Origin of the sequence: Nonomuraea jiangxiensis (assembly GCF_900099965.1) — a bacterium.
In the GTDB taxonomy this organism is placed as follows: domain Bacteria; phylum Actinomycetota; class Actinomycetes; order Streptosporangiales; family Streptosporangiaceae; genus Nonomuraea; species Nonomuraea jiangxiensis.
Window position 1 is genome coordinate 52,680 of record NZ_FNDJ01000015.1, and the last position, 26,558, is coordinate 79,237.

A 26,558-nucleotide genomic window follows, 5' to 3' on the forward strand; every position below is an offset into this window, starting at 1 on the left:
CGACTCGATCATGCGCGGACCGCCTGCGGCAGCAGGTCGCCGTGCGCCTCGATCAGCTCGTCGCACAGCGACTGGATCGCGGGCAGCGGCAGCGTGGCCGCCGTGTTCGGGTCGAGCATCGCCGCGTGGTAGATGTGCCCGCGGTCGCCGTCGAGCACCGCGCGCACGGTCAGCTCCACCACGTTCAGGAACGTGCGGTTGAGCGCGGCGAGCTGGACCGGCAGGTCGCCGACCGCCCGCGGGCGCATCCCGCCCGTCCCGGCCAGGGCCGGCACCTCCACGCAGCAGCCCTCGGGCAGGTTGCCGATGAGGCCGTGGTTGGCCACGTTGACGTAGATCTCCTTCTCCTCGCCGGTCAGCATCGCGAGGATCGCGGCGGCGGCCGGCTCCTGGTGCTGCCATCTGATGAGCAGCGGGTGTCCCGCCGAGAGCGCGCGCCGGGTCTCCTCGTAGAGGTGCAGGCTCTTGCCGACGCGGCGCAGGTATTCCTCGACGGGGACGCCGAGCCGGGCGGTCTCCTCGGCATGGCGCATGATCCAGGGCACGTATTCGGCCGCGTGCTCGCTCGACTGCGTGGGGAAGTAGCCGAACTTGCGGTAGAGCTCCACGCGTACGTGCCGCCTGAGCTGCGGATCGCCGTCCAGCACCGCGTCGAGGTCGGGATAGAGCGAGCGGCCTCCCGCCTCGAACCGCAGCACGAACGACTGGTGGTTGAGCCCGGCGCTGAGGAAGGTCACCTCGTCCTGGCCGCGCCCGACCAGGTCCGCCAGGTAGGCGTGGGTGTCGCACACCGAGTGGCACAGACCGGCGAACCGTTCCATCCCCGTGGCCTCGTGGATCGCCCAGCCGGTCATCGCCATCGGGTCGTTGCAGCTCAGCAGCCAGGCGTCCGGGCACTGCGCGGCCATCTCGGCGGCCAGCCCGACCAGCACCGGGATCGTGCGCAGGCCGCGGAAGACGCCGCCGATGCCGATGGTGTCGCCGATGGTCTGGCGCAGCCCGTAGCGGTGCGGGATCTCGAAGTCGCGCAGGGTCGCCTCGAAGCCGCCGACGTCGAGGTGGCACACCACGAAGTCGGCGCCGGCGAGCGCCTGCCGCCGGTCGAAGACGCTGCGGATCTTCGCCGCCGCGCCCGCCTCGGCGTCGAGCGCGCGCACGAGCGTCTCCGCCGTGGCCAGCCGGCTCGGGTCGTCGTCGTGCAGCACGATCTCCAGCTCGCCGTGGAGCTCGGAGGCGAGCGACAGGGCGGACACGACGCGGCGCATCAACTCCACGTCACCGACCCCGATGAAGACGATCCGCGCCATCCCCGAAGTATGGCATGCCACGCGCCCTGCGCAGAGGCTTCGATTCGGAGGGATTTACCGGCATATATGCGCACGCGTGGGGCTGCTGTCATTCCGTTCAGGCGGCTATGTGGTTCCGCAGGCCGAGCTGCTCGGGGTACGGCGCGAAGTAGGTCTGCTCCTGCACGTACGTGGCCGACACCCCGAGGGCGTGGTGGCGCAGCAACGCCAGCGGCGCGCTGAGCGCCACCTCCCGGCGCTGGTAGGACCCGATGACCTCGGCGAGATCGGCCCGGCGGGCGTCGTCGAGCCGGTCGCTCACCATGCCCAGGCAGTGCTGCAGCACGTTGACGTGGCGGCCGACCGAGGAGCGGACGGCCAGTGTCCTGCGGAACGCCTGGCTGTAGCCGTCCATCAGCTCCGCCCGGTCACGGAGGCCGGCCTGGGACACCAGCCGGCCGGTCTCCCGGTAGCCGGCCGGGGAGTGGGCCAGGAGCTGCATCTTGTGCCGCGAGTGGAACGCCACCAGGTCCCCGGGCCGTGGGCCGCCCCGCATGAGGGCCCGCAGACGGGCGTGGGCGAAGACCCGCTCGACGAACGCCTCGCGCAGCACGGCGTCGTTCAGCCGCCCGTCGTCCTCGACCGGCAGCAGCGGATGCGACCGGATCACGGCGTCGGCGAACAGGCCGCGCCGGCGCCGGTCCACGGCCGTGTCGCCGGCGTAGAGCGGGATGCCGTGGATGCCACAGCTCGGGCTCTTGGCCTTGAAGACGTAGCCGTCCACGTGCAGGGTCGCGGCCCGGCCCGCGGCCAGCGCCGTCATCGCGGGCGTGAGGTCCCGGCGGGACCTGCGCGTCATCAGGCGCGGACCCTCCGCCGAACGCTCCAGCCGCAGCGTCTCGCGGGGCGCGCCGAGGCCGAGCTCCATCTCCGGGCAGATCGCCACCCAGTCCACGAACGGCGCCAAGACGTCGGTCAGGAACCGGGCCCTGCAGTGCTCACCGTTGTGCCGGACCGGCTCGCCGAGCAGGCAACTCGACACCGCGAGCCGGGGCCTGCCGTACTCCATGATCACCCCTTCGGCTCCACCGGACCGGCCCGCCCGCCTGCCGGACACCAGGACACCCTGGATGGAGCCGGTGTCGCTGTGGTCACCGCACACATACAGCCCGTAACGTCACCCTACCCTTCGTCGATGACGACACCGAGCACCGACGTGACCCCCAGCACCCGCCCGCTGCGCACGATGCACGAACGCACGGTCGGACATCCTCTGAAGGGGCCGGCCAACTCCCCGAATCGAGGGAGCCGGGGAGTTGGCCGAGCGGGGCGTCAACTCGGCGAACGACCCGTGCTAGGCGGCGTAGACAGGCGTGCAGTAAGTGTCCGCGCCATTCTTGCCGGCGCAAATCTTCCAGCTGGTCACGTGACCGCGGTCATATGCGAACTCGGAGCCGCAGGGCTCGGGGTAACCGTTGGCGTCCCCGACGATGTCGTACCCGTTGGCGTCCGTCCAGTAATGAATCCGGACTCCCAGCCCGTCATCGTTCATGTCGCACACCGTAATTTTGGTGTGGTTGGTCGTGACGTTTCCCTTGGCTCGGATGATGGTGTTGCTGTTTGTCCAGAGAACCTCGTACCTGTCGTGGGCGTATGCCGCCGGAGGATTGATGAGGGCGGTTGCGACCGTCGCGGCCAGTATGGAGCCCATCATCAGGCCGATCCTTTTCATGTACTCCCTCTCGCTCGGGTTCTGCCGACTTTGATAACGATAGGACGCCTACTCGGTAAAGCATTGACGCTGAGCGTCAGGTGCTTGGCAATCCGTGCCACGGCAACGGCGGCAAACGGTGACGCGCGACCCTGCCCAGGATGGATGGGTCGCCGGAGGCGGATGGGTGGCTTATCCGCCTTCATTCTGCGGAAATGACGACGCTTATCGGGCCGGCGTCTTCGGCTGGCCCAAGACACACAATGGAAGGTCATGTCTTCACGTGTTAAGCGCGTCAAGTTCGCCCTTACCAGTGCGCTCGGCGTCTTTTCCCCAGCTGCTGAGGCGAGCGCGGCGGCTGCGGCGACTACAAGCGCAACCGTCCCTTTGGGGGCCGTTATGAGCTTGAGTAGTGGATCGTTGTAGTTATGATCATGTCGCTGCTGTCTCGCCTCGCCCGCTTCAACCAACGGCACCCGTGGAGTCACAACGATCACTACGGCCGCTGGGTCGCGGGCCAGGTGGCCGCGTCTGGGGCCCGCCACGTTCTCGACGTCGGGTGTGGCACGGGGAACCTCGTTGCCCTGTTGCGCCGGCGCGCGGTCACCGTCACCGGGCTTGAACCCGATTCCGCAACTGCCCGCGCTGCGGTGGAGCGCTTCGCCGACGATGGTGCGGTCACCATCATCCAAACCGACTTCGCCGGGCGCGACCCGCAGCGACGACCTCGCTCGGGGACGAGCGGGCGAGTCCGTCGGTCGTGGCCCGCAACGCCTCCGTGAGGGCCGCGGCCGACCGGTCGGCCTCCACTCCCGAAGCGCGGCTGAACGCGACCGCCATGCCGCTGGTGTGGTCGACCAGCATGGCGTCCAGCGCCCCTGGTATGGACATGACCTCAGCCAGGCAGGTGTCTATTGATAATTCTCGCGACAAAATCCGGCAATTCCCCGCTTACTCGCGGGGACGCGGCCCCGGACCGCGATCACGACCGCGTCGCACCCGTTGCCACGTCGTCTGCGCGCGGCGGCGCGCCCCGCTCGCGCAGCCGGGACACCGCGTCGCCCACGGCCTGCCACAGTGCCGGATCCTCCCAGTAGCCCGTGTGGCTGCCCACCCGGGGAGGCGGCTCACCGTACCGGAACAGGCTGGACGGCGGGTCGGGCTGGAGGGAGTCGCAATCGGGCCGGTTGACCGTGCCGCCGATGTAGTCGGTCTCGTAGTAGAGGTTGCACCACGACGTGACCCGAAGGTTCTCCAGCAGGTGGTGGTTGAAGTACGCCGGGAAGACCCACTCGTACAGCTTGCACAGCGGCGAGCCCAGGGTCACCAGCGCCACCCGGTCGTCGTCGGCCCGGCAGTCGGCCTGGGCGAGCGCGGCGACGGCGAGCAGCGAGCCCTGGCTGTGCGCGGTGAGCACCACCGAGCCCCCGTTGTCGTGCAGCCACCAGATGCGCCGCTGCAGGTCGGGCACCGCCCGCTCGGCGTACGACGGCGGCGCGAACGGGTGGAAGGCCCGCGGCCAGAAGGTGCCCACGTCCCACAGCACGGCGATCACCTGGCGGTTCTTCGGATTGTTCAACCCCCACCGGATCACCAGGAACATCAGCACCGGCAGCAACGCGGCGACGGTGGTGCCCAGCCCGATCAGCCAGGCGGGCAGGTCGTCCGCGCCGCCCTTGACCCAGATGTGGATCTGCAGCGACACGAGCAGGAACGCGCCCACCACGGCGGTCCCGCTGAACAGCAGGTCCAGGTCGAGCGTCGCCCGGCCGAGCCGCCGCCATCCGGCCACGTCGCCCGCCCACGGCCGCCCGCCCAGCGGGTCCTCGGCCGCCGGATTCCTGATCGCCTCGTCCGCCACCGCCGAGGCCGTCCACACGGCGAGCCGCTCAGGCTCGGGCGGGCGCTTCCGCTCCCGCTCCTCGTACTCCTCGCGTACCCCCTTCGCGCCGGTGCGCCTGGCGACGAGGAACGCGCCGAGCTGCCAGAGGAAGAACAGCACCAGGATCAGCACGGGCGTGAAGACCAGGTAGGGGGTGAGTGGCCGGATCACCGAGAAGATCACGATGACCGGCTCCGACGTGGGGCCGTACCGGAAGTCCGGATAGCGCACCTCGCCGAGGAGGTCGGCCACCTTGATCAGCACGCCGATCATGAAGGTGTTCAGGGTCGCGACCGCCAGCGCCAGCACCACGAAGGGCGCCCCCCACCGGAACCGGCCGGGCGTCCGCTTCGACCGCAGCCCGATCGCCACGAACACCAGCAGCAGCAGGAACGCCGCGGCCAGCCGGGCCGCGAAGGCCTCCCACGTGTAGGCCAGCCAGAGCGCCGCCGCCGCGGCGAGTCCGAACAGGACCGCCCGCAGCAGGCTCTGCCTGCGAGCCCTGCGAAGGGCCGGATCCGCCTCCCTGCGCACGTAGCCGGCGAGGACCGTCAGCAGCACCAGGCCGAGCACGCCGAACACCGCGCCGTACAGGGTGTTCACCGCCAGGTCCAGGCCCGGCGGCTCGGCGATGTCCCGCGGCTGGCCGGCGGGCTGCAGCACGGCCAGGGCGAACGCCGCCGGCGTCAGCACGCACGCCACCCCGCGCGCCCACACCGCGACCGTGTCCGGCCACCTGCTGTCGGTCTCGGCCGCCACCGCCACCACGGCGGCGAGCAGCACCAGCGCGCACGCCACCAGCAGCGGGACGCCCACCGGCTCCGCCCGGCCGGCCTCGGCGGCCAGCGCGTGGGTCAGCCAGGAGAGCAGCGCGGCCAGCCCGGCCAGCGCCGCCGCCGTGTGCGCGGCTCCCAGCCTGGCCGCCACCCGCCGCCCGTGCCAGAATCGCCGATCGGCCAGGCCGGGAAGCACCGCCGCGCCCTTCCCGGGCTCCTTCAGGGGTTCGAGCCCCTCCTTCACCAGGGGTGGCACGGCCTCGAACCGGCGTACCGACCTGGCCGCCACGAACCACAGCACGAGGATCGCCGCCAGCGGCACGACCGCGGCCAGCGCCATCCGGCGCGAGGGCAGGTCGCTCATGGCCTGGAAGGGCTGCAGCCACCACGTCTCGGAGCATTTCTGGTCGGCGCCGCACTGGTAGCCCACGTAGTCGATGGGGATCCAGCTCGCCAGCAGCATGTAGTTCAGCGTCACCACCAGCGCCGCGATCCTGGTCACTGCGCGGTGCAGCGCGAAGCGCGCCGGCCGGGTCAGCAGCAGCTCCGAGCACATCCATCCGGCCATGTTCGCCAGCAGGAACGGCAGGAGCAGCAGCCACAGCACCCGCGTGCCGCTGCGCGAGGTCAGCCCGCCCCAGGCGTAGGCCTCCTGGTGCCGGCCGGCGGCGTCGCGGGTGCGGTGGAAGCCGGCGGACCGGTCGCCCGCCACCTGTACGGGGTCGGGCACGCCCAGCAGGTAGGCGGCGGTGGACCCGCCGACGCCGTGCACGCGGATCTCGGTCACGCCGTCGAGCGCCTCGACCGGCCCGGCCGGCCCTTCGCCCGCGTCGCCGCCCTGGGCCATCGCCGATACCGTCACAACGGCTCACCTCCGGCGGTCATGCTAGGGGGTGACGTTACCGGCCGCCTCAGGGTGTGGCCAAGGGAAAACCCTGGCGCACGCCGGCTCGTGACTGGTGTGGTGGGGGATACGTCGTTCGTCCCTTGTTCATGCTGTGGCCCGCGGGGGGCAGGGGCGTGTTCAGCCCTGGGGAATTGGGTCCTTATATCCCAATAGTTACCTCAAAGGGTTGAAATGGCTTCCTCATTTTCTCGCCGCGACGTGCTGCGTACCGGGGCCGCGGGCGGTCTCGGCATCGCCATCGCCGGCAGCATCGACGCGATTTCCGGCCCGGCCTACGCGGAGGCGGTCCAGAACGGTGTCGCCCGCGCCGCGGGTTACGGCCCCGTCGTGGCCGACCCGAAGAAGGTCCTCGCGCTCCCCAAGGGTTTCAAGTACCAGATCGTGGCCCAGGCGGGAGTGACCACGCTGGAGTCCGGTGAGCCGACGCCCAGCGACGCCGACGGCACCGGCTTCTTCCACACCGGCAACGGTGGCGTCCTGGTCCAGAACCACGAGATCGGCGGCGACGAGCCGTACGGCGTGCCCGCGCTGGAGGGCCTGGTCTACGACGAGGGCGGCCGCGGCGGCACCACCAACATCGTCGTGGACCGCAACGGCAAGCGGGTCCGCCAGTACGTCAGCCTGGCCGGCACCGTGCAGAACTGCGCCGGCGGCGTGACCCCGTGGAACACCTGGCTGACCTGCGAGGAGACCGAGGTCAGGGCCGGCGGTGACCTCACGAAGGACCACGGCTACGTCTTCGAGGTGGACCCGTTCGACAAGGACGCCAACAAGAACCCGGTCCCGCTGAAGTTCCTCGGCCGCTACGCGCACGAGGCCGTCGCGGTCAACCCGCGCAACTCCGAGATCTACCTCACGGAGGACGCCTCCACCCCCAACGGCCTGTACTTCCGCTGGACCCCGCCGCGGAACTTCCGTCCCGGCAAGGGCGCCCTGCGCAAGCTGGCGCTGGGCAAGGACGGCGACAAGGCGGGCACGCTGGAGACGATGACCTGCTACAAGGGCAGCAAGCACGTCGCCGACCTGTCCGAGGCCACCCAGCCGGGCACGAAGTACAAGGTGAAGTGGGTCGAGGTGCCCGACCGTGACGCGAAGACCGTCTCGGTGCGCAAGCAGCTCGGCGACGACAAGGTGACCCGCAGCCGCAAGCTGGAGGGCCAGTGGTGGGGTGACGGCGGCGTCTACTTCGTCTCCAGCTACGCCCGCCACGACGACGGCAGCGTCAACGAGCACGACGGCCAGGTCTGGTTCTACGACCCCGAGTCGGAGACCGTGACCCTCAAGACGATCTTCGGCGTGAACCCGGACCCGGAGCAGGATACCGACTACGACGGTCCTGACAACATCACCGTCTCCCCCTACGGCGGCCTCATCCTGGCCGAGGACGGCGAGGGCGTCCAGCACCTGGTCGGCGTCACCGAGAAGGGCTCGCCCTACCCGATGGCCCGCAACGACCTGAACGACAGCGAGTTCGCCGGCGTCGTCTTCAGCAACGACGGGAAGTTCCTGTTCGCCGCCATCCAGACGCCCGGTTACACGTTCTCCATCACCGGCCCGTGGTCCAAGCACGACGACCACGGCCCCGGCCGCGACGACCACGACGACCGCGACCACGGCCGCGACTGACCCGGCCGCACACCCCCGTCCCGCTCTCCCGAGCGGGGCGGGGCCCGCGTTCACCCCGCCTCCGCCACGAGGGCGAACGGGCAGTCCCGACCTGCCCGGCAGCGGCGGCGGCCCGGTCCGATGGTGGTCGGGATCTCCCCAGGTGCTGCTGAAAGTGCCGGCCGAGCGGTGGGACCCCGGCCGGGGTGTCGGGGGGCGGGCCACGGGATAATAACGGAATGGAATATCGCGAACTGGGCCGATCGGGCCTGCGGATATCGGTGCTCACCATGGGGACCATGAGCTTCGGCGGCACGGGCAAGTTCGCCTACGTCGGGTCCACCGGTGTGGAGGAGGCGCGCAGGCAGATCGACATGTGCCTGGACGCCGGGGTCAACCTCATCGACACCGCCGACGTCTACTCCGCCGGCCTGTCGGAGGAGATCGTCGGCAAGGCGATCGAGGGCCGTCGCGACGAGGTGCTGGTGGCCACCAAAGTACGGATGCCGATGGGCCCCGGCCCCAACGACGCCGGGCTGTCCCGGCACCACGTCATCACCGGTGCCGAAGCGAGCCTGCGCCGCCTCGGCACCGACCACATCGACCTGTACCAGGTGCACGAGTGGGACGGGCGCACCCCGCTGGAGGAGACCCTGGCCGCGCTGGACCACCTGGTGACCTCCGGCAAGGTCCGCTACGTGGGCGTCTCCAACTACGCCGGCTGGCAGCTCATGAAGGCGCTGGGCATCGCCGGCAGGCTCGGGCTGCCGGGCTTCGTCAGCCAGCAGATCTACTACTCCCTGCAGGCCCGCGACGCCGAGTACGAGCTGATTCCGGCCGCCGTCGACCAGGGCCTCGGCGTGCTGGTGTGGAGCCCGCTGGCCGGTGGCCTGCTGTCCGGCCGCTACCGCCGGGGCGTGCAGCCGGCGGAGGGGCGCCAGCTCACCGAGTGGAACGAGCCGCCGGTCCGCGACCAGGAGCAGCTCTACGACACGGTGGAGGTGCTGGTCGACATCGCCGAGGGACACGGCGTCTCGGCGGCGCAGGTGGCGCTGGCGTGGCTGCTGGGCCGGCCGGCGGTCACGTCGCTGGTGATCGGCGCCCGCACCGACGAGCAGCTCGCCGACAACCTGGCCGCGGCCGACCTGAAGCTGTCGGACGAGGAGCGTGCCCGGCTGGACGAGGTCAGCCGCCAGCCGCTGCTCTACCCGTACTGGCACCAGGCGGCGACCGCGTCCGACCGCCTCTCGCCCGCCGACCTCACCCTGCTCGGCCCGCACCTGTAGCGCCGGGAACGCCAGGGTCCCGGTAGTTCACCATGCCGGGGGCTCTCGCGGGTCACTGCTCCGCGGGGGCGGTCACCGCGTCGCTGCCGGTGCGGCGTGCTGCGGGTGACACCCAGGCCAGCGTGTACGCGGTCATCGCCACGCCCAGCCCCGTCAGCGCGGGAAGGACGGGGGAGAGCTCGTACAGGGAGGTGCCCAGCAGCGGGCCGACGATGAAGGTCGCGCCGATGGTGGAGTTGACCACGCCCGCGATCGAGCCCTGCTGCTCGGGCGTGGCGACCAGGGTCGGCGCGGCGGTGAAGCCGGGGAACGCGAGCCCGAGCCCCAGGGCGAGCAGCCCGAAGGAGGCGGCGATCAGCCACAGCTCGCCGGCGACCGCGAGCAGCGCGAAGGCGGACGCGGCGATCGGGCTGCCGACCCGCAGCAGCCGCCTGACCGGCCAGCCGAGCGCCGGGACCAGCCCGCCCTGCACCGTGACGAGCACCAGTCCCGCGGTGAACAGGGTGACGCCCACCGCGCCCGCGGTCTCCCGCGGGCCCAGGTGGAGGCGGTCGGCGACGAGGAAGCCGATGGTCACCTGGACGATGCCGAGGCACAGGTAGAGGCAGAAGCCGATGGCGAGCAGCGGCCACAGCCGGGCGTCCCACGGGCGCAACCGGGGGCCGTGCCGGTCGGCGGGCGCGCTCGCACGGGCCGGCCGTACGGCGGCCAGCACCCAGATCATCAGTAATAGGCACAGAACCGGCGCCAGGTAGACCGGGAGCAGCAGCGACACCACGGCCAGGGATCCGCCCGCGGCCGGGCCCAGCACCATGGAGAGCCCCTGGGCCGCGCCGATCAGGCCGGTGGCGCGGACACGTTCGGCCACGGTGGTGGTGACCGTGCCGGCGACGGCCAGGCAGGCCACCGTCAGGGCGGCGAACCCGGCGCCGAGGAAGAGGCTGCGGGTGGCCAGCAGCAGGGTGAGGATCAGCGGCGCGGGCATCGTACGGTCGAGGCCGACCGCCGCGACCACCGCGAACCCGGTCAGGCCCGCCGTGGACAACCCCAGCCCCGACACCAGGACCACGCGCAGGCCGATCTTGTGCAGGGCGAACCCCCACAGCGGGCTGGTGACGGTCAGGACCGCGGCCGCGACGGTGATGACCAGGCCCAGTTGCGTCTCGGTCAGGGACAGCTCCCGCGAGAGCGGCGCCAGGATCGGGGTCAGCAGTTGCTGGGCGGAGAAGACCACCAGGACGGTCAGGAGTAACGGAACCATTGCCTTGGGCATGCGCCAGACCCCTCTCCGTCGCACTCGACGCCGGCCGATCAGGGGTGTCGCCGGGCCGCCCCGTGAGTCTAAGAGCTGCCGCCCCGCCCTGCCACGGCCCGCCGGCCAGGCACACCACGCCCCGGCCTCAGGCGAAACGGCGCAGCAGCTCGTCGGCGCCGGCGAAGGAGGCGACCACGTCCGCGGCCGGGTGCGGGCTCTCGATCAGGCCCACGGCCTGGCCCGCGTAGACGTAGGCGGTGTCGAAGTCGCCGTCGCGGCGGGCCGCCGCCAGCTCCGCCCGTGCCGCCTCGTCCACACCCAGCTCCTCCTCCCGCCCGTGCCAGCGCTCGAAGAACGCGTTGCGCAGCGCGCGCCCGCCGAACTCCGGCGGCCAGCCCAGCCGCTGCGCGACGTCGAAGACGCGCCCGTACGCGGTGTCGGTCTCACTCGCGGCGAGCACCCGCCGCAGGGCCGGCTCGGACAGGGTGGTCTCCGCGCAGCCCAGGAAGGCCGTGCCGACCCAGCCGCCCTGCGCGCCCGCGGCCAGTACGGCGGCCAGCCCCCGGGCGGTGGCGATGCCCCCCGCGGCCAGCACCGGGACGTCCACCGCGTCCAGCACGTTCTGGAGCAGGGGCAGCGTCGCCACCTCGTCGCGGCCGTGCCCGCCGCCCTCACCGCCGCGCGCCACCACCACGTCCACCCCGGCCCGCTCGGCGGCGCGGGCCTCGTCGGTGGTGCCCGCCTGGGTGGCCACGACGATGCCCGCCCGCCGCAGCGGCTCCACATAAGGGGCGAAATCTCCGTAGCTGACCGAGACCAGCGCCGGCCGGGCGTCGAGCACCGCGTCGAGCTGGGCCCGGTCGTCGGCCAGCACCCAGGCCATCAGCCCGATCCCGTACGGGCGGCCGCTCGCGGCGGCGACGGCGGCCTGCTCGGAGACCCACGAGCCCGAGGCGTTGGCCGGCACGCCGAACATGCCCAGGGCGCCCGCCGCGGAGACCGCCGCGGCGAGCCGGCCGTCGCTCACCCCCGCCATCGGCGCGCCGACCACCGGCACGTCCAGCTCGAAGCGGTCGGTCAGCCAGGTCCGCGGCATCCTCGTCTCCGATCTTCCGTAAGAGCGCGGCTCCAACCGTACCCCGGCAGGTCAGCCGGCCCCGGTACGCAGGCGCAGGGCGAGCAGCGCGATGTCGTCGATCACGTCGTGCCGCATCCGGGCGAGCAGTTCGTCGCAGAAGTACGGCAGCGGGTGCCTGGCGAGTGCGGCGGCGTGGCGGCGCAGCCGGTTCATGCCCGCCCCGAGCGAGGACCCGACGGTCTCGACCAGCCCGTCGGTGTAGAGCAGGACGGTGCCCCGCGCCGGGATCGGCACACCGGCGTCCGGCCGGGTGGTAGGCAGGTCGGTGCCGAGCATCAGCCCCTGCCCCTCCTCCAGATAGCGGGCGGAGCCGTCGTCCTCGACCAGCAGCGGCGGCGGGTGGCCGGCGCTGGTCCAGCGCAGCAGCCGGGAGCCGTCCTCGTCCGGTGCCTCGACCAGGGCCAGCACCAGGGTGGCCAGCAGGTCGTCGGTCAGGTGCGGCAGCGCCTCGTCGAGCCGGCCGACCACCCGGCTCGGCGGCGTGCGCTGGGCCCAGGCCATCGCCCGCAGCATGTTGCGGATCTGCGACATCCCGGCCGCGGCCTGCAAATCGTGGCCCGCCACGTCGCCGATGACCAGCGTGGTCAGGCCGCCGGGCAGGGGGAAGGCGTCGTACCAGTCGCCGCCGACCTGGGCGCCGTGCGGGGCGGGCTGGTAGCGGGCGACGAGTTCCAGGTCCTCGACGTCGGGCAGCGGGGTGATCAGGTGGCGCTGCATGGTCTCGGCGATGCGGCGCTGCTGCTGGAACAGGTCGGCGTTGTCCACGGCGAGCCCGGCCCGGCCGGCGATGTCACTGATGAAGGCCACGTCGGCCGGGTCGAAGTCGGGCGAGGGCGGGCACCGGGCCAAGACGAGCGTGCCGAGCACGCGGCGCGGCGTGCGCAGCGGCGCGACGATCACCGACGTGGCGCCGATGCGGTCGTAGAGCCGCTGCAAGGGGCGGGCGGGGTGCGCATGCTCGCCCAGCTCCCGCGCGGTGAGCAGGATGGAGGGCGCGCCGCGCAGCACCCGGGCCAGCGGCGAGTGGAGGTTCTCCTCCAGCGGGGGGAGCGGGCCCGCCCAGTCCGCCGCCTCGCAGGCGTCCTTCGTGCTCCGCGACACGACCGACACCCTGCGCAACTCGCCGTCGGGGCCGAGCAGGTCGATCAGTGCCCAGTCCGCCAGCTGGGGCACCACCACCCGCGACAGCCGCCGCAGCATCTCCTCGACCTCCAGGGTGGAGGACAGCACGGTGCTGATCTCCGCCGTCAGCGACAGGCGGTCGGTCAGCTCGGTCAGGATGGTGAGGTGGGCCGCCTGCTCCTCCTCGACGGCCTTGTGCCGCAGCAGGTCGTAGAAGAGCACCACTCCGCCCCTGCCTTCCTCCTCGTCCAGCTGCAGCGGCGCCACCGTCAGGCCGACGGGGAGCAGGGTGCCGTCGCCGCGGGCGTACCACGTCTCGACCGTGCGGAGGGTCTCGCTGTCCCGGAGCGCCATCAGGTGCCGGCACCGCTCCCGCGGCATCGTGCTGCCGTCGGGGTTGCGGTGCAGCAGGTCGTGGGAGTCGGCGCCGACGAGTTGCCGGGCGGGACGGGCGAGCACCTGCTCGGTGGTGGGGTTGACCATGAGGATCTTGCCGGTGCCGTCCACGATGAGGAGCCCGACCCGCAGGCCGTGGAACAGCGCGCGGGCGAGCTCGCGACTGAGCCCGTAGCCCTCGGGACCGGGGAGGGGGTCGAAGCGTTTCTTGGCGATCCCCCCATCACACCCGCACGTGGGTTCCGCGCGGGCAATCGGCGGTCCACATTTCGACAAAATGACGTCACGGGCCGGCAATGGACCCGGCCCGGGACGCGAGTGGGTTTTCCCTCATTGACAGGGAACCTAACAGCCGTTGAGTAGATTTTTTACTCAGCTCTGTCATGCGAACCTCATGCGCCTTTACAATCCGGGAATGCGTTATGTCCCCTTCGTCCTGATTATCGCAACTTCGATCATCGGTACGGCGGCGCCCGCGTTCGCCATCACCAACGGTCCCGCCGACGGGGGCGCCCATCCCGAGGTCGGCGCCCTCATCGCCGACAAGGTCCATTCGGACGGCACCTGGGCCTACTGCACGGGCACGCTGATCACGTCAACCGTCTTCCTCACCGCCGCCCACTGCGGCGAGCGAAAGCAGAAGACCGCCAAGGTCACCTTCGCCGACCACTACGCGCCCGGAGCGAAGGTCTACAGCGGCCGCTACATCCCCGACTCGCGCTATTCCGACAACGCGGACGGTCACGACATGGCCGTGGTGGTCTTCGACCAGCCCATCCCGGGCATCAAGCCCGCCCAGTTGCCCGCCGGCGGCCTGCTCGACCAGCTCAAAGCCGACGGCAAGCTGAAGACGGCGCACTTCACCCCGGTGGGCTACGGCTCCCTGGCCCCGACCAGGAAGAAGCACGGCCAGAGGTTCCGCTACACCGACACCCGCCACCAGGCGACCATCTCCTTCAAGGCCCTGCACCCCAAGTGGCTCGACCTGTCGCTGAGCTCCAAGACCGACGGCAGCACCTGCTTCGGCGACTCGGGCGGCCCGAACTTCCTCGGCGGCCCCACCTCGCACCTTCTCGTGGCCACTTCGATCAGCGGCGCCGACGACGCCTGCCAGGACACCAACTACGACTACCGCCTGGACACGGCCACGGCCAGGAAGTTCCTCGGCAAGTACGTCCGCCTGCCCTGACCGCCCCCCGCGTCAGGACAGGACATAGACGCTGAAGGCGTATATGTCGGTCGTCGAGGTTCCCGGGTTCACGCCCCTGATGACCCTGCCCCGGCAGTCCGGCTTCTCGTAGAGCAGGACGATGGAAGTGGTGTGGTTGTCGAGGGTCAGGGGCGGGAAAGCGCCGTTGTGGCAGCCCACGGGATTGTTCACCCGCTGGCCGTCGAGGACGATGTACCCGGGGGCGGCCGACGCCGTGGTGGTGCCGCCGATGGCGAGGAAGCCGGTGGCGGCGAGCGCGGCGGCGGTGAGGGTGGCGGCGGCGCGGATCGGTCGGGACATGGAGCAGGCTCCTTCGCGGCGACGGTCGCTTACTGTAACGATCACATCACCATAGGTGCCCAGCCGATCTTGTTCGCACATGGTGCGCAAAGGAAGTTTTGCGCCTTGCAGGCGGCACCCTGGTTCCCGCGCGCCGAGGCCGGGCGCTGCCGCGCACGCCCCCTCCCGACGGGCGCGGTGGGCGTGCCGGGAGCCGGCCCGGCACGCCCGTACGTTCAGCGCACCGTTACCTGGGAGGCCGCCGTGCCGCCGCCGGTGGCCTGCCATCCGGCCACCACTCTCGGCTCGCCGGTCAGGGCCCGGGTCAGCGGCACGGTCACCGTCGTGGTGCCCTTGCCGGGCACGGTGACGACGCGGCTGCCCGCCGTGCCCTGGCCGTCCCGGACGAACAGGTGCGCACTGCCCCGCGCCGAGGCGCGCAGCGTCACCTTCACCGAGTCCCGCCCGCGCGTGGCCGACACGACCCCGCCGCTCTCGGACGCCCTCGCCGCGGGGGCGCCCGCCGGCGGGACGTGCACGCGGACGGCCTGCTCCAGTGACTGCGGCGAGTCAAGGCTGGACAGGGCGGTGTCCGGGATCACCGGGTCGGGCGGCGTGGTCGGCCGGTCCGGCGGCGGCTGGTAGCCGGGCAGCGTCGCGACGCCCCACCGGTACGGGTCGCCCTGCACGCCGCCCCACGTCGACCAGCCGATCCGGGTCTGACCGGTCTTGTCCTGGGTGTCGGAGTCGTACACCAGGATGTTCAGCCCGAGGTGCGCGGGATCGACGGCGCCGGGCAGCAGCTTCATCGGGATCGACATCTCCACGGTGTACCCGCCGGGGGTCACCTTCGAGGCCACCCGCATCCCGGGCGCGGTCTGCTCGCCGGGGCCCTGCCGGTTGTCGGCGTCCCGTTCGTAGCAGGGCGGTCCCATCGTCGCGGACCCGGCGACATCAGACTCAGCCGTGACGGGCAGCACCGCGGTCTTGAACGTGGTGGAGGTGTTCTCGGACCCGCCGCGCGGGTCGAGGGCGACCTCCACCGAGTCGGTACGCCAGTGCCGCTTGCAGTCGGAGGCGGGCAGCCGCGTGCCGAGCACGTCGTCCTTGACCTCGACCAGCAGGTAGAGCGTGTCGTCGCCCCAGGCCAGCCTGGCGGTCCCCGAGCAGTCGGCCGCCGACGAGCACGCGGTGCCCTCCCACAGGCGGGAGAGGTCCAGCGCCGGGCCGGGATACTCGCCGTCACCCGCGACCCCGTCCACCGACGGCGTCGCCTGCGGCACCGAGGTCGCCGGGACGAGCTCCAGCGCGGGCCTGCTCGCGACCGCGCCGTCCACGCTGATGGTGTAGGCGTAGTCGCCGCCCTCGTTGGACGTCTTCAGCGTGGGGTCGGAGTTGGTGACCGTGAACGGCACCGTCGTGGAGGCCCCGGCCGCCAGGTCGCGGTAGGGCGCCTCGGTCCGGTCGGCGGTGAAGCCCGCGGGCAGGTCCACCGCCACGGTGCCGGAGCGGGTGGTGTCGCTCACGTTGGTGACCACCACCCCCACCTGCCTGGAGCCGCCGGACGGCAGGGTCAGCACGCGCGTGACCAGGCCGCCCAGCTGCGGCACGCCGACCTCGCCGGTCCACTTCTCGTACTGGGCGACCTGGGGCAGCGGCTGCTGGACGGCGCGTACGGCCGGGCTGACCTCGACCTGCCGGTCGGTGTAGCCGCGTCCGTGCTCGGTGGCCAGCGTGGCCGCGACCCGCACCCGGCCCGGGGCGTCCTGGCCCGGCGTCACCGTGAACGTCGCGGACCCGGTCCGCCCGGCGGAGAGCCGGCCCAGGTCACCCGAGCCGCTGACCTGCCAGCCCGGCGGGACCCGCAACGTCACGGCCGAGCGGCCGAGCGGCTCGCGCGGCGGCGCGGTCGCGGTGACCTCGATCTTGAACGCCGCCCCGGGACGGACGTCGAACGCGCTGGTACGCAGCCCCAGCAGGGTGCCCACGGGAACGGCGCCGGCCGCCCTGGTCAGCGCCCCGTCCAGGATCGCGGTGGGCGTGGCCGCGGCCGCCGTGCCCGGCTCGGGGAACGGCACCCGCGCGTCCACCTGGGTGAAGAAGTCGCAGCCGAGCCGGGCGGGATCGGTGGGCACGTCGGGGAAGACGGCCCAGCCCTGGGAGGCGTACACGCGCTGGGCCTCCCGCTCGATGGCGGCCCACGTCTTGCCCTGGCTGGCGGAGGTGCGCCCGCTCCACACCCCGTACACGTTCTGCGCCGGGTTGGCCGGCCGGAACGTCGCGGCGCAGTCCTGGCCGGTCTGCGAGGTGCCGCGGCCACCGCCGGTGAACAGGCGCAGCGGCGCGAAGGGGCGCAGCCCCTCGCGGGTGATCTGCTCGGGGAAGGCCCTGGGGTCGCCCGCCGCGTAGAACGCCGCGATCGCCAGCCGCGCGGCCTCCTGGTGGTTGCCGTGGTTGCCGGGGGTGGGCGCCGGGTCCATGGTCAGCAGGATCTCGGGCCGGGTCTGGCGGACGACCCTGACCACCTTCTCCAGGGTGTCGCCGCCCCAGACCTGGTCGGTCAGCGGGGCGCTCACCGTGTAGTAGAAGTCCACGTCGTCGAGGTTGAACACCTCGCGCACGCCTCCCCGGGCCACCGCCGCCCGCTCCTCGGACTCGCGCAGCAGCCCGAGCGCCGGGCCCTCCTCGGGGCCGACGGCGTTGCCGCCGCCCTCGCCCCGGGTCACGGTGACGACGCCGGTGCGTACGTGGTGCTCCTCGTTCCACTGCCCGAGCGTCGACAGGGTGGACGCCTCGTCGTCCGGGTGGGCACCCACGAACAGCGCGTCGAGGTCCACCGGCGTACTGGACCGGGCCTGGCCGGGGGCGGGCTGGGTGGCCAGGGCGGGGGAGGCGGGGACGAGGGCGAGGACGGCGGTGCAGACCGCGACGACCATGCGGCGCCGCGATCGGGGATTTCGTGGTGATCCTGAAGTACTGCGCATGGAACCTCCGGGTGTTACTCGCGTACCGCTCCTTGGAGCAGCCCGCGGACGAAGTGGCGCTGGAGGAACAGGTAGAAGAGCACGACCGGGGTGGCGACGATCACCGACCCGGCCGCCAGGAGGGTGAAGCCGGAGGTGTACTGGCCCTGGAAGAAGGCCAGCCCCAGCGGCGCGGTCCGCAGCGACTCGCTGGTCACCATGATCAGCGGGATGAGGAACTCGTTCCAGGTCCACATGAAGACCAGCACGGTCAGGGTGACGACGGCGGGCCGGGCCGGCGGCAGCAGAACCTGCCACAGGATACGCCAGCTCGACGCGCCGTCGATGCGGGCCGCCTCCACGATCGCCCGGTTGGAGGCCCGGAAGTAGGCCCGCATCCAGAACGTGCCGAACGCCACCGACAACGCCACCTGCGGCAGCGACACCGACCAGAACGTGTCGATCAGCCCCAGTGAGCGCAGGTCGAAGTAGAGCGGCACCGCGATGGCCTCGCTCGGCATCATGATCCCGAGCATGAACAGGTAGAACAGCACCGCCTGGCCGCGGAAGCGCATGGTCCCGAACGCGTAGCCGCTCATGATCGACAGCACGACGCTGACGACCACGACGAACGCCGACACCGCCAGGCTGGTCCGCAGGTACGTGCCGAACCGGCCGGCTTCCCACGCCGCGGCGAAGTTGGCCAGCCCGGCGGTGCCGCCGCTGTCGGCCGGCCCGAGCGCGGCGGCCAGGATCACCACGACGGGACCCAGCGCGAATACGGCGAACACCGACAGGATCACGTAGTTGGCCAGCCGCTCCGCACGGGAGATCACGACACCCTCCTGTCCGCGAACCGGTTGATGCCGAACGAGATCGCGAAGATGACGACGGTCAAGGTGACGCCGACGGCCGCCGCCGAGCCGACCTGGCTGAGCCCGAAGGCGCGGTGGTAGACCTCGTACGACGGCACCGAGGTCGAGGTGCCCGGGCCACCCCGGGTGGTGACGTACACCAGGTCGAAGGTCCGCAGCGCGGCGATCACCGTCAGCGTCAGGGCGACCGCGATCTCCCCGCGCACCGACGGCAGCGTCACCGCGAAGAACTCCCGCACGGCCCCCGCCCCATCCAGCCGCGCCGCCTCGTACAGGTCCGCCGGGATGCGGCTCATCCCGGCCAGCAGCAGCACGGTCACCAGGCCGGTCTCGAACCAGGTGCCGACCACGCCCACCGCGGGCAGCGCGAAGGCGTAGTCGCCGAGCCAGCCCCGCGTCAGCGAGTCCAGCCCGAGCGCGCCGAGCAGGCTGTTGAGCGTGCCGTCCGGCGCGTACACGCGCCGCCAGGCGATCGCCACCACCACCATGGCGATGACCTGCGGCAGGAACACGACCGTGCGGAAGAACCCGAGCCCGCGCACCTTCGCGTGGTTGAGGATCGCGGCCAGCGCCAGCCCGATGACCAGCGGCCCCACCGCGTAGAACCCGATGAGCACCAGGGCGTGGCCGAAGGCGGCCCGCAGCCCCTCGTCGGCGAGGATGGCCGCGTAGTTGTCCAGCCCCGCCCACCGGCCCACGGACAGGCCGTCCCAGTCGTACAGGGAGAACTGCACCGCGCGGCCTATCGGATAGAGCAGGAACGCCGCGTAGACGACGAAGGCCGGCAGCAGGTAGAGGTAGGCGACCCGGCGCGGCTCTCCAGGCGGCCGGGAGGTGCTCGTCCGGCCGCCCTCGCTGACCCGGCTGCTCACCCGTTGCTCTCGGCGAAGGCCTTGTAGTCCTTCTCCAGCGTGGCCAGGAACTCCTGCGGGCTCGCCTTGGCGGCCATCAGGTCCTGCAGCGCCGCGCCCAGCGTGTCGGCGAACGTCGGGGTGGCGTAGTCCAGGTACGGCACCAGCCCGTTCCGCTCCGTCACCGTGCCGAACGCGGTGAAGACGTCCTGCTGCGGCCCCGCGGGCACACTCTGCCGCGCGGTGTCGGCGACCGGCAGGTTACCGGTGTCGGTGAGCACCTTCATGGCGTCGGCGCTGGTGATGAAGTCGATGTAGGCCGCCGCCGCGTCCGGGTTGGGGCTCTTGGCGGTGATCGCGAACGGCAGGCCGGTGCCGCCGGTCGCGACGGGCGCGGCGTCGGGCGTGGCCCCCGGCGGCAGGATGAAGCCCAGGTCCTCGCCCAGCGCCTGCTGCAGGTCGGCCAGCAGCCAGGTGCCCGCGATCAGGAAGACGCCCTCGCCCTTGCCGAACGCCTGCCACGCCGCGTCGTAACCCTGGCCGTTGAAGCCCTTGTTGAAGTAGCCCTTGTCCACCCAGCCGACCAGGTGCTCGGCGGCCTTGACGTTCTCCGGCGTGTTCCAGGAGGCGCCCTTGCGGCCGAAGGCCAGCGTGCCGATCTGCTCGGCCGGCACGTCGCGGCTCTGCACGGTGCCGAACACGTGGATGGCCGGCCACTTGTCGAGGTTGCCCAGTTGCAGCGGCACCTGCCCGGCCGCCTTGGCCTTGGCCAGCGCCGCCTCGAACTCCGCCCAGGTCTTCGGCGGCTGCAGGCCCAGCTCGGTCAGCTTGGCGGCGTTGTAGTAGAGGCCGACGACCTCGCCGACCTGGGGGAGGCCGTACAGGTTGCCCTCGCCGAACAGCTTGCCGTCGGCGCTGTAGCGGGAGTAGCGCAGCACCGTGTCGGGGTAGCGCTCCTTCCAGCCGTACGCCTCGGCGTAGGCGTCCAGCGGGCGGAGCTGGCCGGCCTTGACGAAGGCGCCCATCGAGGAGCGGCCGTTGTTGGCCTCCACCACGTCCGGTGGCTCGTTGCCGCTGAGCGCCAGGCGCAGGGTGGTGTTGAGGTCGTCGAAGGAGCGGGACACCCGGTTGAGCTTGATGTTGGGGTATTTGGCCTCGAACGCGGCGTTGAGCTGTTTCATCTGGGCGGCCTGCCCGCCGCGTACCTCCTGGTCCCAGACGGTGAGGGTGACATTGCCGAGGGCCGCGGCGTCGGTGCGGACCGACGAGGGGCTCGGTTGCGCGGAGGAGGCCGCCGGCGGCGGGGCCGAGGAGCCGGGCGCGCACGCGGTCAGGGTCACGACGGGGGCCAGGGCCACCGCGGCGAGCACGGTGAGCGTCCGGGAACCGTACGGCGTCCGCGTCGAGGCGGTCATGGTCTCACTCCTTCTGCACAGGCGCCCGGGGGGTGTCCGGGTCCTCGTCCTCGGGTTCCGATCGAGCCGCGGCGGGCCGGGGGCCGACGTCGGCGTACCGGGCGATGGTGGCGGCCGCGCGGCGCACCGCGCCCACCGGGACGGCGGGCACCAGCCGGTCCAGGAAGGCGTAGCGGCGGGCCAGCGAGTTGCCGTAGGCGCCGCTGTGGCGGGCCGACTCGCGCACCTCGTGCCACCAGTCGGCGATGTCCCCCCAGCCCGGCGCGGCCAGCGAGCCGCCGAACTGCTGCACGGCCAGCGCCGCGCAGACCCCGGCGAACGCCAGCCGGTCGGCCAGCGGCCAGCGGCACAACGTGCCGAGCACGATGCCGGCGCCGAACACGTCGCCCGCGCCGGTCGGGTCGAGCGCCGTCACCCGGGGAGCCGGGACGAACGCCTCCTCGCCGGTCGTGGAGTCGATGGCCATGGCGCCGTTGGCCCCGTCGGTCACCACGGCCAGCGGCACCCTGTCGGCGATCGCGTACAGCGCGTCACGGGGGGTGTCGGTACGGGTGTAGGCCATGGCCTCGGTCGCGTTCGGCATGAAGGCGTGGCAGACCGAGAGCTGGTCCAGCAGGGAGCGCGGCCAGCCGCCCGAGGGGTCCCAGCCCACGTCGGCGAAGAGCAGGGCGCCGTCGCGGTGCGCCCGCTCGGCCCAGCCGGACGGGCTGCCGGGGGTGTCGAGCGGCTCGTCGGGGGACAGCGTCACGATCACCGCCCGGGAGCGGGGCGGGCAGCCGATCAGCTCGGAGGCCGCGAGAGGCGGGCGATGGCCGTGCGTCACCATGCTGCGGTCGCGGTCGACCGCCATGGAGACCGTCACCGGCGAGTGCCAGTGCTCGAACCGGCGCGACCTCGACAGGTCCACCGCCTCCTGCTCCTCCAGCGTGCGCCAGCAGAAGTCGCCGTAGTCGTCGTCGCCGAACGCGGCGGCCAGCGACGTGCGCAGGCCCAGCCGGCTCGTCGCTATGGCCAGGTTGGCGATGCCGCCCGGGCACGAGCCCATGCCTTCGGCCCAGATCTCGGTGCCGGCGGCGGGCATCGCGGGTAGGCCGGTGAAGATGATGTCGAGAAAGACCGTGCCGGCCAGGAACACGTCGAACTGCGGGCCCTGCGGGGTCCGTTCACCGGCGAGAGGGTCGTACGCCTGGGCAGACACGGCAATGAGTCCTCCTCGACACACCGAACTCTGCGCAATCTTGCACGTTTGCTCGCGCACTTCAAGTGTTTCACGAGAGCGTTTGGCGCAAGATGCTCACTCTTGCGCGAATCCGGCTGATACACTCGCGGCGTGCTTCAGCGCCTCAGGCATGCCGAGATCATGCGCCGGGTCCGGCTTTCCGGGGCCACCAGCGTCCGCGATCTCGCCAGCCAGCTCGGCGTGAGCCCGTCCACGATCCGCCGGGACCTGGAGGTGCTCGACCGCGACGGCACGCTGCGGCGGGTCCGCGGCGGCGCCCTGGCCGACGCCGACACCGACCGGCCCTTCGCCGAGGTCGCGTGCGTGGACGAGCAGGACAAGGAGGCGGTCGCCGACCGCGCCGCGCAGCTCGTCCGCGACGGCGACGTGGTGCTGCTCGACATCGGGACGACGACGATGCGGCTGGCCCGGCGGCTGCGCGGGCGCCGCGTCACGGTCGTCACCTCCAGCCTCGCCGTGCTCGACGCGCTGCGGACCGATCCGGAGGTCGAGCTGCTGCTGCTCGGAGGCATGGTCCGGCGGCCCTATCACTCGCTGGTCGGAGTGCTCACCGAGGCCGCGCTGAGCCAGGTGGTGGCCGACCGGGTGTTCCTGGGGGCGAGTGGCGTACGGCCGGACGGCCAGCTCGTCGACACCACCCTGGCCGAGGTGCCGCTCAAGCGCGCCATGATCGCGGCGGCGGAGCAGGTCGTGCTGCTGGTGGACCGGCACAAGTTCCCCGGCACCGGCGCCCTGCGGGTGTGCGGCGCCGAGGACATCGACGTGATCGTCACCAACGCCGGCGCCGACGAGCCGACGCTGGGCGCCTGCGCGGCCGCGGGCGTGGAGGTGCTGCTCGCGTGAGCGTCCTCCGGCCCGCTGAGGGGACGACGACTCGCGCGGCGGGAGGCCGGCGCACCGAAGGGATGCCGACTCGCATGAAGGGACCTCGATGAGACTGGTCGTTCTCGGCGGCGGCGGCTTCCGCGTCCCGCTCGTCTACGGCGCGCTCCTGCGCGAGACCGCGAAGCCGCGCGTGGAGGAGGTGGTGCTCCACGACGTGTCCCCCGAGCGGCTGGAGGCCATCGAGCACGTGCTGCGCGGGCTGGCCGCCGGACATGACGACCCGCCCGTGGTCCGCACCACCACCGACCTGGACAGCGCGCTGCGCGATGCCGCGTTCGTCTTCTCGGCCATCCGCGTCGGCGGCCTGGCCGGCCGCACCGCCGACGAGCGGGTCGCCCAGGACCTGGGCCTGCCGGGCCAGGAGACGACGGGGCCCGGCGGCGTCTCCTACGGCCTGCGCACCATCCCGGTCGCCCTGCGGGTGGCCGAGCGGGTGGCCGCCCTCGCGCCCGAGGCCTGGGTGATCAACTTCACCAACCCGGCCGGCATGGTCACCGAGGCCATGCGGCGCGTGCTCGGCGACCGGGTGATCGGCATCTGCGACTCGCCCATCGGGCTGGTCCGGCGGGCGGCGACCGCCCTCGGGCTCGACCCGGCCCAGGTGTCGGCCGACTATGTGGGGCTCAACCACCTCGGCTGGCTGCGCGGCCTCACCCACCAGGGGCGCGACGAGCTGCCCCGGCTGCTGGCCGACGACACGGCGCTGCGGCAGGTCGAGGAGGCCCGCATCTTCGGCGCCGACTGGGTGCGCACCCTCGGCGCGCTGCCCAACGAATATCTCTATTACTACTACTTCACCCGGGAATCGGTGGCCGCGATCGCCGGGCAGACCCGCGGGGAGTCCCTGCTGGGGCAGCAGGACCGGTTCTACGCCGCGGTCCGGGCGCGGCCCGGCGACGCGCTGGCCGAGTGGCGGCGGGCCCGCAGGCAACGCGACGAGACCTACATGGCCGAGGCCCGCGACGCCACCGACGCGGGCGACCGCGCCGCCGCCGACCTGGAGGCGGGCGGCTACGAGGGCATCGCGCTCGCTCTCATGGCCGCCATCGCCCGCGGCGAGCCGGCCACCATGATCCTCAATGTGCGCAACGGCGCCGCCGTGCCCGGCCTGCCGGAGGACGCGGTGGTGGAGATCCCGTGCGCGGTGGACGGCGCGGGGGTCCGGCCGCTGGTCACCCGCCCGCTGCCGGGCCGCTTCCTGGGCCTCGTCCAGCAGGTGAAGGCCGTGGAGCAGACGGCCATCGAGGCCGCGGTGTCGGGCTCCGCCCGGCTGGCGGTGGCGGCGTTCGCGCTGCATCCGCTGGTCGACTCGGTGGCGACGGCACGCAGGCTGCTCGACGGCTACCGGGCCCGCATCCCGGAGCTGGCCGCGGTCTTCCCACGCTGACCCTCAGGGGCTCGGCACGAGGGTGCGGGCCAGCAGCAGGGCGACGTCGTCCTCCGGTGGGGCGCCGCCGACCATGCGGCCGATCACCGTGTCGCAGAGGTCCTCCAGCGGGAGCGAGGCCGGTGACAGGGCGACGGCGAGGCGGTCCATGCCCGTCCCCAGGTCGGCCTCGCGGGTCTCGACCAGGCCGTCGGTGTAGAGGGCGATCACGGTCCCCCCGGCGAGCTCCAGGTCGCGGGACTCGTACGAGCCCAGGCCCAGGCCGATCGGGGTGCCGGTGGGCAGCTCGGGAAAGCCGACGTCGCCGCCGGGAGCGGCGATCGCGGGCGGGGGGTGCCCGGCGGCGGCCATGGTGCAGCGCCGCAGGACCGGGTCGTAGACCACGCACAGGCAGGTCGCGGACAGGACGACGAACGGGAAGCCGCCGGCGGTGGTGTCCTCCTCCGCCTGGCGTACGGCCATCTCGTCCAGGTGGGTGAGCAGCTCGGCGGGCGGCAGGCCAAGGTAGGCGAGGGTGCGTACGGCGGTGCGCAGACGGCCCATCGTGGCGGCGGCGTTGATGCCGTGCCCGGTCACGTCGCCGACGACGAGCGCGATCCGGCCCTCGCGCAGCGGGATCGCGTCGAACCAGTCGCCCCCGACCCCTTCGCGGGTGTCGGAGGGCAGGTAGCGGGAGGCCACCTCGACGGCGCCGCCGCCGGTCAGGTTACGCGGCAGCAGGTTGCGCTGGAGCGCGAGGGCGGCGGTGCGCTCGCGGGTGTACTGGCGGGCGTTGTCGAGGCTCAGCGCCGCCCGCGCGGCGAGCTCCTCGGCCAGGTCGAGGTCGTCCCGGGTGAAGGGCGCGTGGTTCTCGGTCCGCACGAAGACGGTGATGCCCAGGATGTCGCCGCGGGCCTGGAGCGGGACGATGATCAGGCTGTGCATCCCGGTCGCTTTGATGATCTTCAGTCGGTCCGGGTCGGTGGCCAGCCAGGTGTGGTCCGAGGTGTCCAGTACGGGCTCGAAGTGGGACCGCCGCGAGTTCAGCACCGCGGTGAAGGGCGACGTCGGCGGGACGAACACCGCCTCCCCGCGCAGCCACAGCGACTCGCGGAAGTCGGGATGGATCGAGGCGGCGCCCGCGCGGCGGAACACCGGGATGCTCACCTCGGTGGCCTGCAGCCGCCGCAGGGGCTCGTCGTCCGGGAGCACCGCATCGGACAGATCGACCGTGACGTAGTCGGCGACGACCGGGACCGCCAGGTCCGCCAGCTCCTGCGCGGTCCTCCTGACGTCGAGCGTGCCGCCGAGCCGGCTGGCCTGGCCGAGCAGGCTCAGCCGGTCACGCGCCCGGCTGTGCGAGATGTCCAGGGCCAGCGAGCACAGCCCCACCGGCCGGCCGGCCACGCCTTCGAGCCGGAAGACGGAGGCCGAGAAGATCCGCTCCTCGCTCTCGCCCGGCGGCACCCAGCGGGTCTGGCGGTCGATCGTGGGTACGCCGTCGGAGAGCACCCGCCGCATCGTCTCCTCCATGGAGCCGGTGTCGAACCCGCGCAGCGCCTCCACCGGCGTCCGGCCGGCCATGTCGGCCAGCCGGATCCCGTGCGTGCGCTCGGCCGTCTGGTTGGCCCAGACGCAGCGCAGGTCCAGGTCCCAGACGCACAGGGACACGGGCGAGCTCATGATGAGCGGCTCCAGCAGCGACCTGCCGACGACGTCCGGGTCCGGGGCCGCCGACAGGAACCAGGCGGTCGTCTCTCCCGAGGTGGTCAGCCGGTGGGCCTCGGCGTGCAGGGCGACCCGGCCGCCGTCGCGGTGGCGGGCCGCGACGAGCCCCGACCAGTGCTCCGCGTCACCGAGCGTGGTGGCCCAGGCCCGGCGGCCGGGCATCATGAGGAACGCGGCCGGCCGGTCGAGGACGTCGCCCGGCCGATGGCCGAGCAGGTCCTGGGCGGCTCGCGTCCATCCGATCACGGTGCCCTCGGCGTCGATCACGGCCAGCGCCGGAATCCCGGCCTCCGCCGTGCTGTCTGGCATTATTCACCACCCATCCAGGCGTGAACGATCCCTCATCCTACCCGCTGACCTGGGATTTCCTGGCCGGAGGGCG

The 26,558-nt window shown here is 72.4% G+C and carries 21 protein-coding genes; 6 read left to right on the forward strand and 15 right to left on the reverse strand.

Features of this window, described 5'->3' with window-relative positions:
- Positions 1-8 precede the first annotated feature (8 nt).
- From BLS95_RS30750 to BLS95_RS54490, 3 genes are all read right to left on the reverse strand, one after another.
- Positions 9-1,307: a family 4 glycosyl hydrolase gene (locus BLS95_RS30750; RefSeq protein ID WP_090939185.1), complete on the reverse strand. Its 1,299-nt coding sequence runs from the start codon at positions 1,305-1,307 to the stop codon at positions 9-11.
- Between the two features lie 97 nt (positions 1,308-1,404).
- Positions 1,405-2,355, reverse strand: a complete 951-nt coding sequence (locus BLS95_RS30755; RefSeq protein ID WP_090939740.1) for a YbgA family protein — start codon at positions 2,353-2,355, stop codon at positions 1,405-1,407.
- A 285-nt stretch (positions 2,356-2,640) separates the two neighbouring features.
- The gene (locus BLS95_RS54490; protein ID WP_143043923.1) at positions 2,641-3,018 is read right to left on the reverse strand and encodes a hypothetical protein; all 378 of its coding nucleotides are present in this window, start codon (positions 3,016-3,018) and stop codon (positions 2,641-2,643) included.
- Positions 3,019-3,431: 413 nt separating this feature from the next.
- Between BLS95_RS54490 and BLS95_RS30770 the strand changes: the two genes are divergently transcribed.
- Positions 3,432-3,779 (forward strand): class I SAM-dependent methyltransferase, encoded by a 348-nt coding sequence (locus BLS95_RS30770; RefSeq protein WP_090939743.1) that lies wholly within the window; start codon positions 3,432-3,434, stop codon positions 3,777-3,779.
- On the opposite strand, the gene BLS95_RS30775 is transcribed toward BLS95_RS30770, so the two are convergent.
- The gene (locus BLS95_RS30775; RefSeq protein WP_090939192.1) at positions 3,682-3,888 is read right to left on the reverse strand and encodes a hypothetical protein; all 207 of its coding nucleotides are present in this window, start codon (positions 3,886-3,888) and stop codon (positions 3,682-3,684) included. The two genes, BLS95_RS30770 and BLS95_RS30775, sit on opposite strands and share 98 nt — an antisense overlap.
- A 91-nt stretch (positions 3,889-3,979) precedes the next feature.
- Positions 3,980-6,517, reverse strand: a complete 2,538-nt coding sequence (locus tag BLS95_RS30780; protein WP_143043924.1) for a hypothetical protein — start codon at positions 6,515-6,517, stop codon at positions 3,980-3,982.
- Between the two features lie 216 nt (positions 6,518-6,733).
- Between BLS95_RS30780 and BLS95_RS30785 the strand changes: the two genes are divergently transcribed.
- Together BLS95_RS30785 and BLS95_RS30790 are read left to right on the forward strand one after the other, a co-directional pair.
- Positions 6,734-8,188, forward strand: a complete 1,455-nt coding sequence (locus BLS95_RS30785; RefSeq protein ID WP_090939197.1) for an alkaline phosphatase PhoX — start codon at positions 6,734-6,736, stop codon at positions 8,186-8,188.
- 218 nt (positions 8,189-8,406) lie between these two features.
- Positions 8,407-9,453 carry an aldo/keto reductase gene (locus BLS95_RS30790; protein WP_090939200.1) on the forward strand — a complete coding sequence of 349 codons (1,047 nt, stop codon included), beginning with the start codon at positions 8,407-8,409 and terminating at the stop codon, positions 9,451-9,453.
- Positions 9,454-9,505: 52 nt separating this feature from the next.
- Here the strand turns inward: BLS95_RS30790 and BLS95_RS30795 are convergent, their stop codons facing one another.
- From BLS95_RS30795 to BLS95_RS30805, 3 genes are all read right to left on the reverse strand, one after another.
- A complete protein-coding gene (locus BLS95_RS30795; protein ID WP_176993456.1) occupies positions 9,506-10,714 on the reverse strand; it encodes an MFS transporter in 1,209 nt (402 codons plus the stop codon).
- 139 nt (positions 10,715-10,853) lie between these two features.
- Positions 10,854-11,804, reverse strand: coding sequence for an NAD(P)H-dependent flavin oxidoreductase (locus tag BLS95_RS30800; protein WP_090939204.1), 951 nt, complete (start codon positions 11,802-11,804; stop codon positions 10,854-10,856).
- Between the two features lie 51 nt (positions 11,805-11,855).
- Complete coding sequence (locus tag BLS95_RS30805; RefSeq protein ID WP_176993457.1) at positions 11,856-13,640, reverse strand: SpoIIE family protein phosphatase; 1,785 nt, start codon at positions 13,638-13,640, stop codon at positions 11,856-11,858.
- A gap of 139 nt (positions 13,641-13,779) precedes the next feature.
- Between BLS95_RS30805 and BLS95_RS30810 the strand changes: the two genes are divergently transcribed.
- Positions 13,780-14,553, forward strand: coding sequence for a trypsin-like serine protease (locus tag BLS95_RS30810; RefSeq protein ID WP_176993458.1), 774 nt, complete (start codon positions 13,780-13,782; stop codon positions 14,551-14,553).
- 12 nt (positions 14,554-14,565) lie between these two features.
- Here the strand turns inward: BLS95_RS30810 and BLS95_RS30815 are convergent, their stop codons facing one another.
- The 6 genes from BLS95_RS30815 to BLS95_RS30840 form a co-directional block, all read right to left on the reverse strand.
- On the reverse strand, positions 14,566-14,874 hold the full coding sequence (locus tag BLS95_RS30815) for a hypothetical protein (RefSeq protein WP_090939213.1): 309 nt from the start codon (positions 14,872-14,874) through the stop codon (positions 14,566-14,568).
- Positions 14,875-15,089: 215 nt separating this feature from the next.
- Positions 15,090-17,789, reverse strand: coding sequence for a sugar-binding protein (locus BLS95_RS30820; protein ID WP_090939215.1), 2,700 nt, complete (start codon positions 17,787-17,789; stop codon positions 15,090-15,092).
- 62 nt (positions 17,790-17,851) lie between these two features.
- Positions 17,852-18,652 (reverse strand): carbohydrate ABC transporter permease, encoded by an 801-nt coding sequence (locus tag BLS95_RS30825; protein WP_090939218.1) that lies wholly within the window; start codon positions 18,650-18,652, stop codon positions 17,852-17,854.
- Positions 18,649-19,563 carry a carbohydrate ABC transporter permease gene (locus BLS95_RS30830; RefSeq protein WP_090939221.1) on the reverse strand — a complete coding sequence of 305 codons (915 nt, stop codon included), beginning with the start codon at positions 19,561-19,563 and terminating at the stop codon, positions 18,649-18,651. Before BLS95_RS30830 ends, BLS95_RS30825 begins: the two co-directional genes overlap by 4 nt.
- Positions 19,560-20,957 (reverse strand): extracellular solute-binding protein, encoded by a 1,398-nt coding sequence (locus tag BLS95_RS30835; protein ID WP_090939224.1) that lies wholly within the window; start codon positions 20,955-20,957, stop codon positions 19,560-19,562. The genes BLS95_RS30830 and BLS95_RS30835 overlap by 4 nt, the downstream gene beginning before the upstream one ends.
- 4 nt (positions 20,958-20,961) lie before the next feature.
- Entirely contained in the window at positions 20,962-22,155 is a 1,194-nt protein-coding gene (locus BLS95_RS30840; protein ID WP_090939227.1) for a PfkB family carbohydrate kinase, read from the reverse strand.
- Between the two features lie 132 nt (positions 22,156-22,287).
- Between BLS95_RS30840 and BLS95_RS30845 the strand changes: the two genes are divergently transcribed.
- Together BLS95_RS30845 and BLS95_RS30850 are read left to right on the forward strand one after the other, a co-directional pair.
- Positions 22,288-23,040 (forward strand): DeoR/GlpR family DNA-binding transcription regulator, encoded by a 753-nt coding sequence (locus tag BLS95_RS30845; protein WP_090939230.1) that lies wholly within the window; start codon positions 22,288-22,290, stop codon positions 23,038-23,040.
- A gap of 88 nt (positions 23,041-23,128) precedes the next feature.
- Positions 23,129-24,469 (forward strand): 6-phospho-beta-glucosidase, encoded by a 1,341-nt coding sequence (locus tag BLS95_RS30850; protein WP_090939232.1) that lies wholly within the window; start codon positions 23,129-23,131, stop codon positions 24,467-24,469.
- Between the two features lie 3 nt (positions 24,470-24,472).
- Here BLS95_RS30850 and BLS95_RS30855 read toward each other — a convergent pair whose 3' ends face one another.
- Positions 24,473-26,485, reverse strand: coding sequence for a SpoIIE family protein phosphatase (locus BLS95_RS30855; protein ID WP_218136062.1), 2,013 nt, complete (start codon positions 26,483-26,485; stop codon positions 24,473-24,475).
- Positions 26,486-26,558 lie beyond the last annotated feature (73 nt).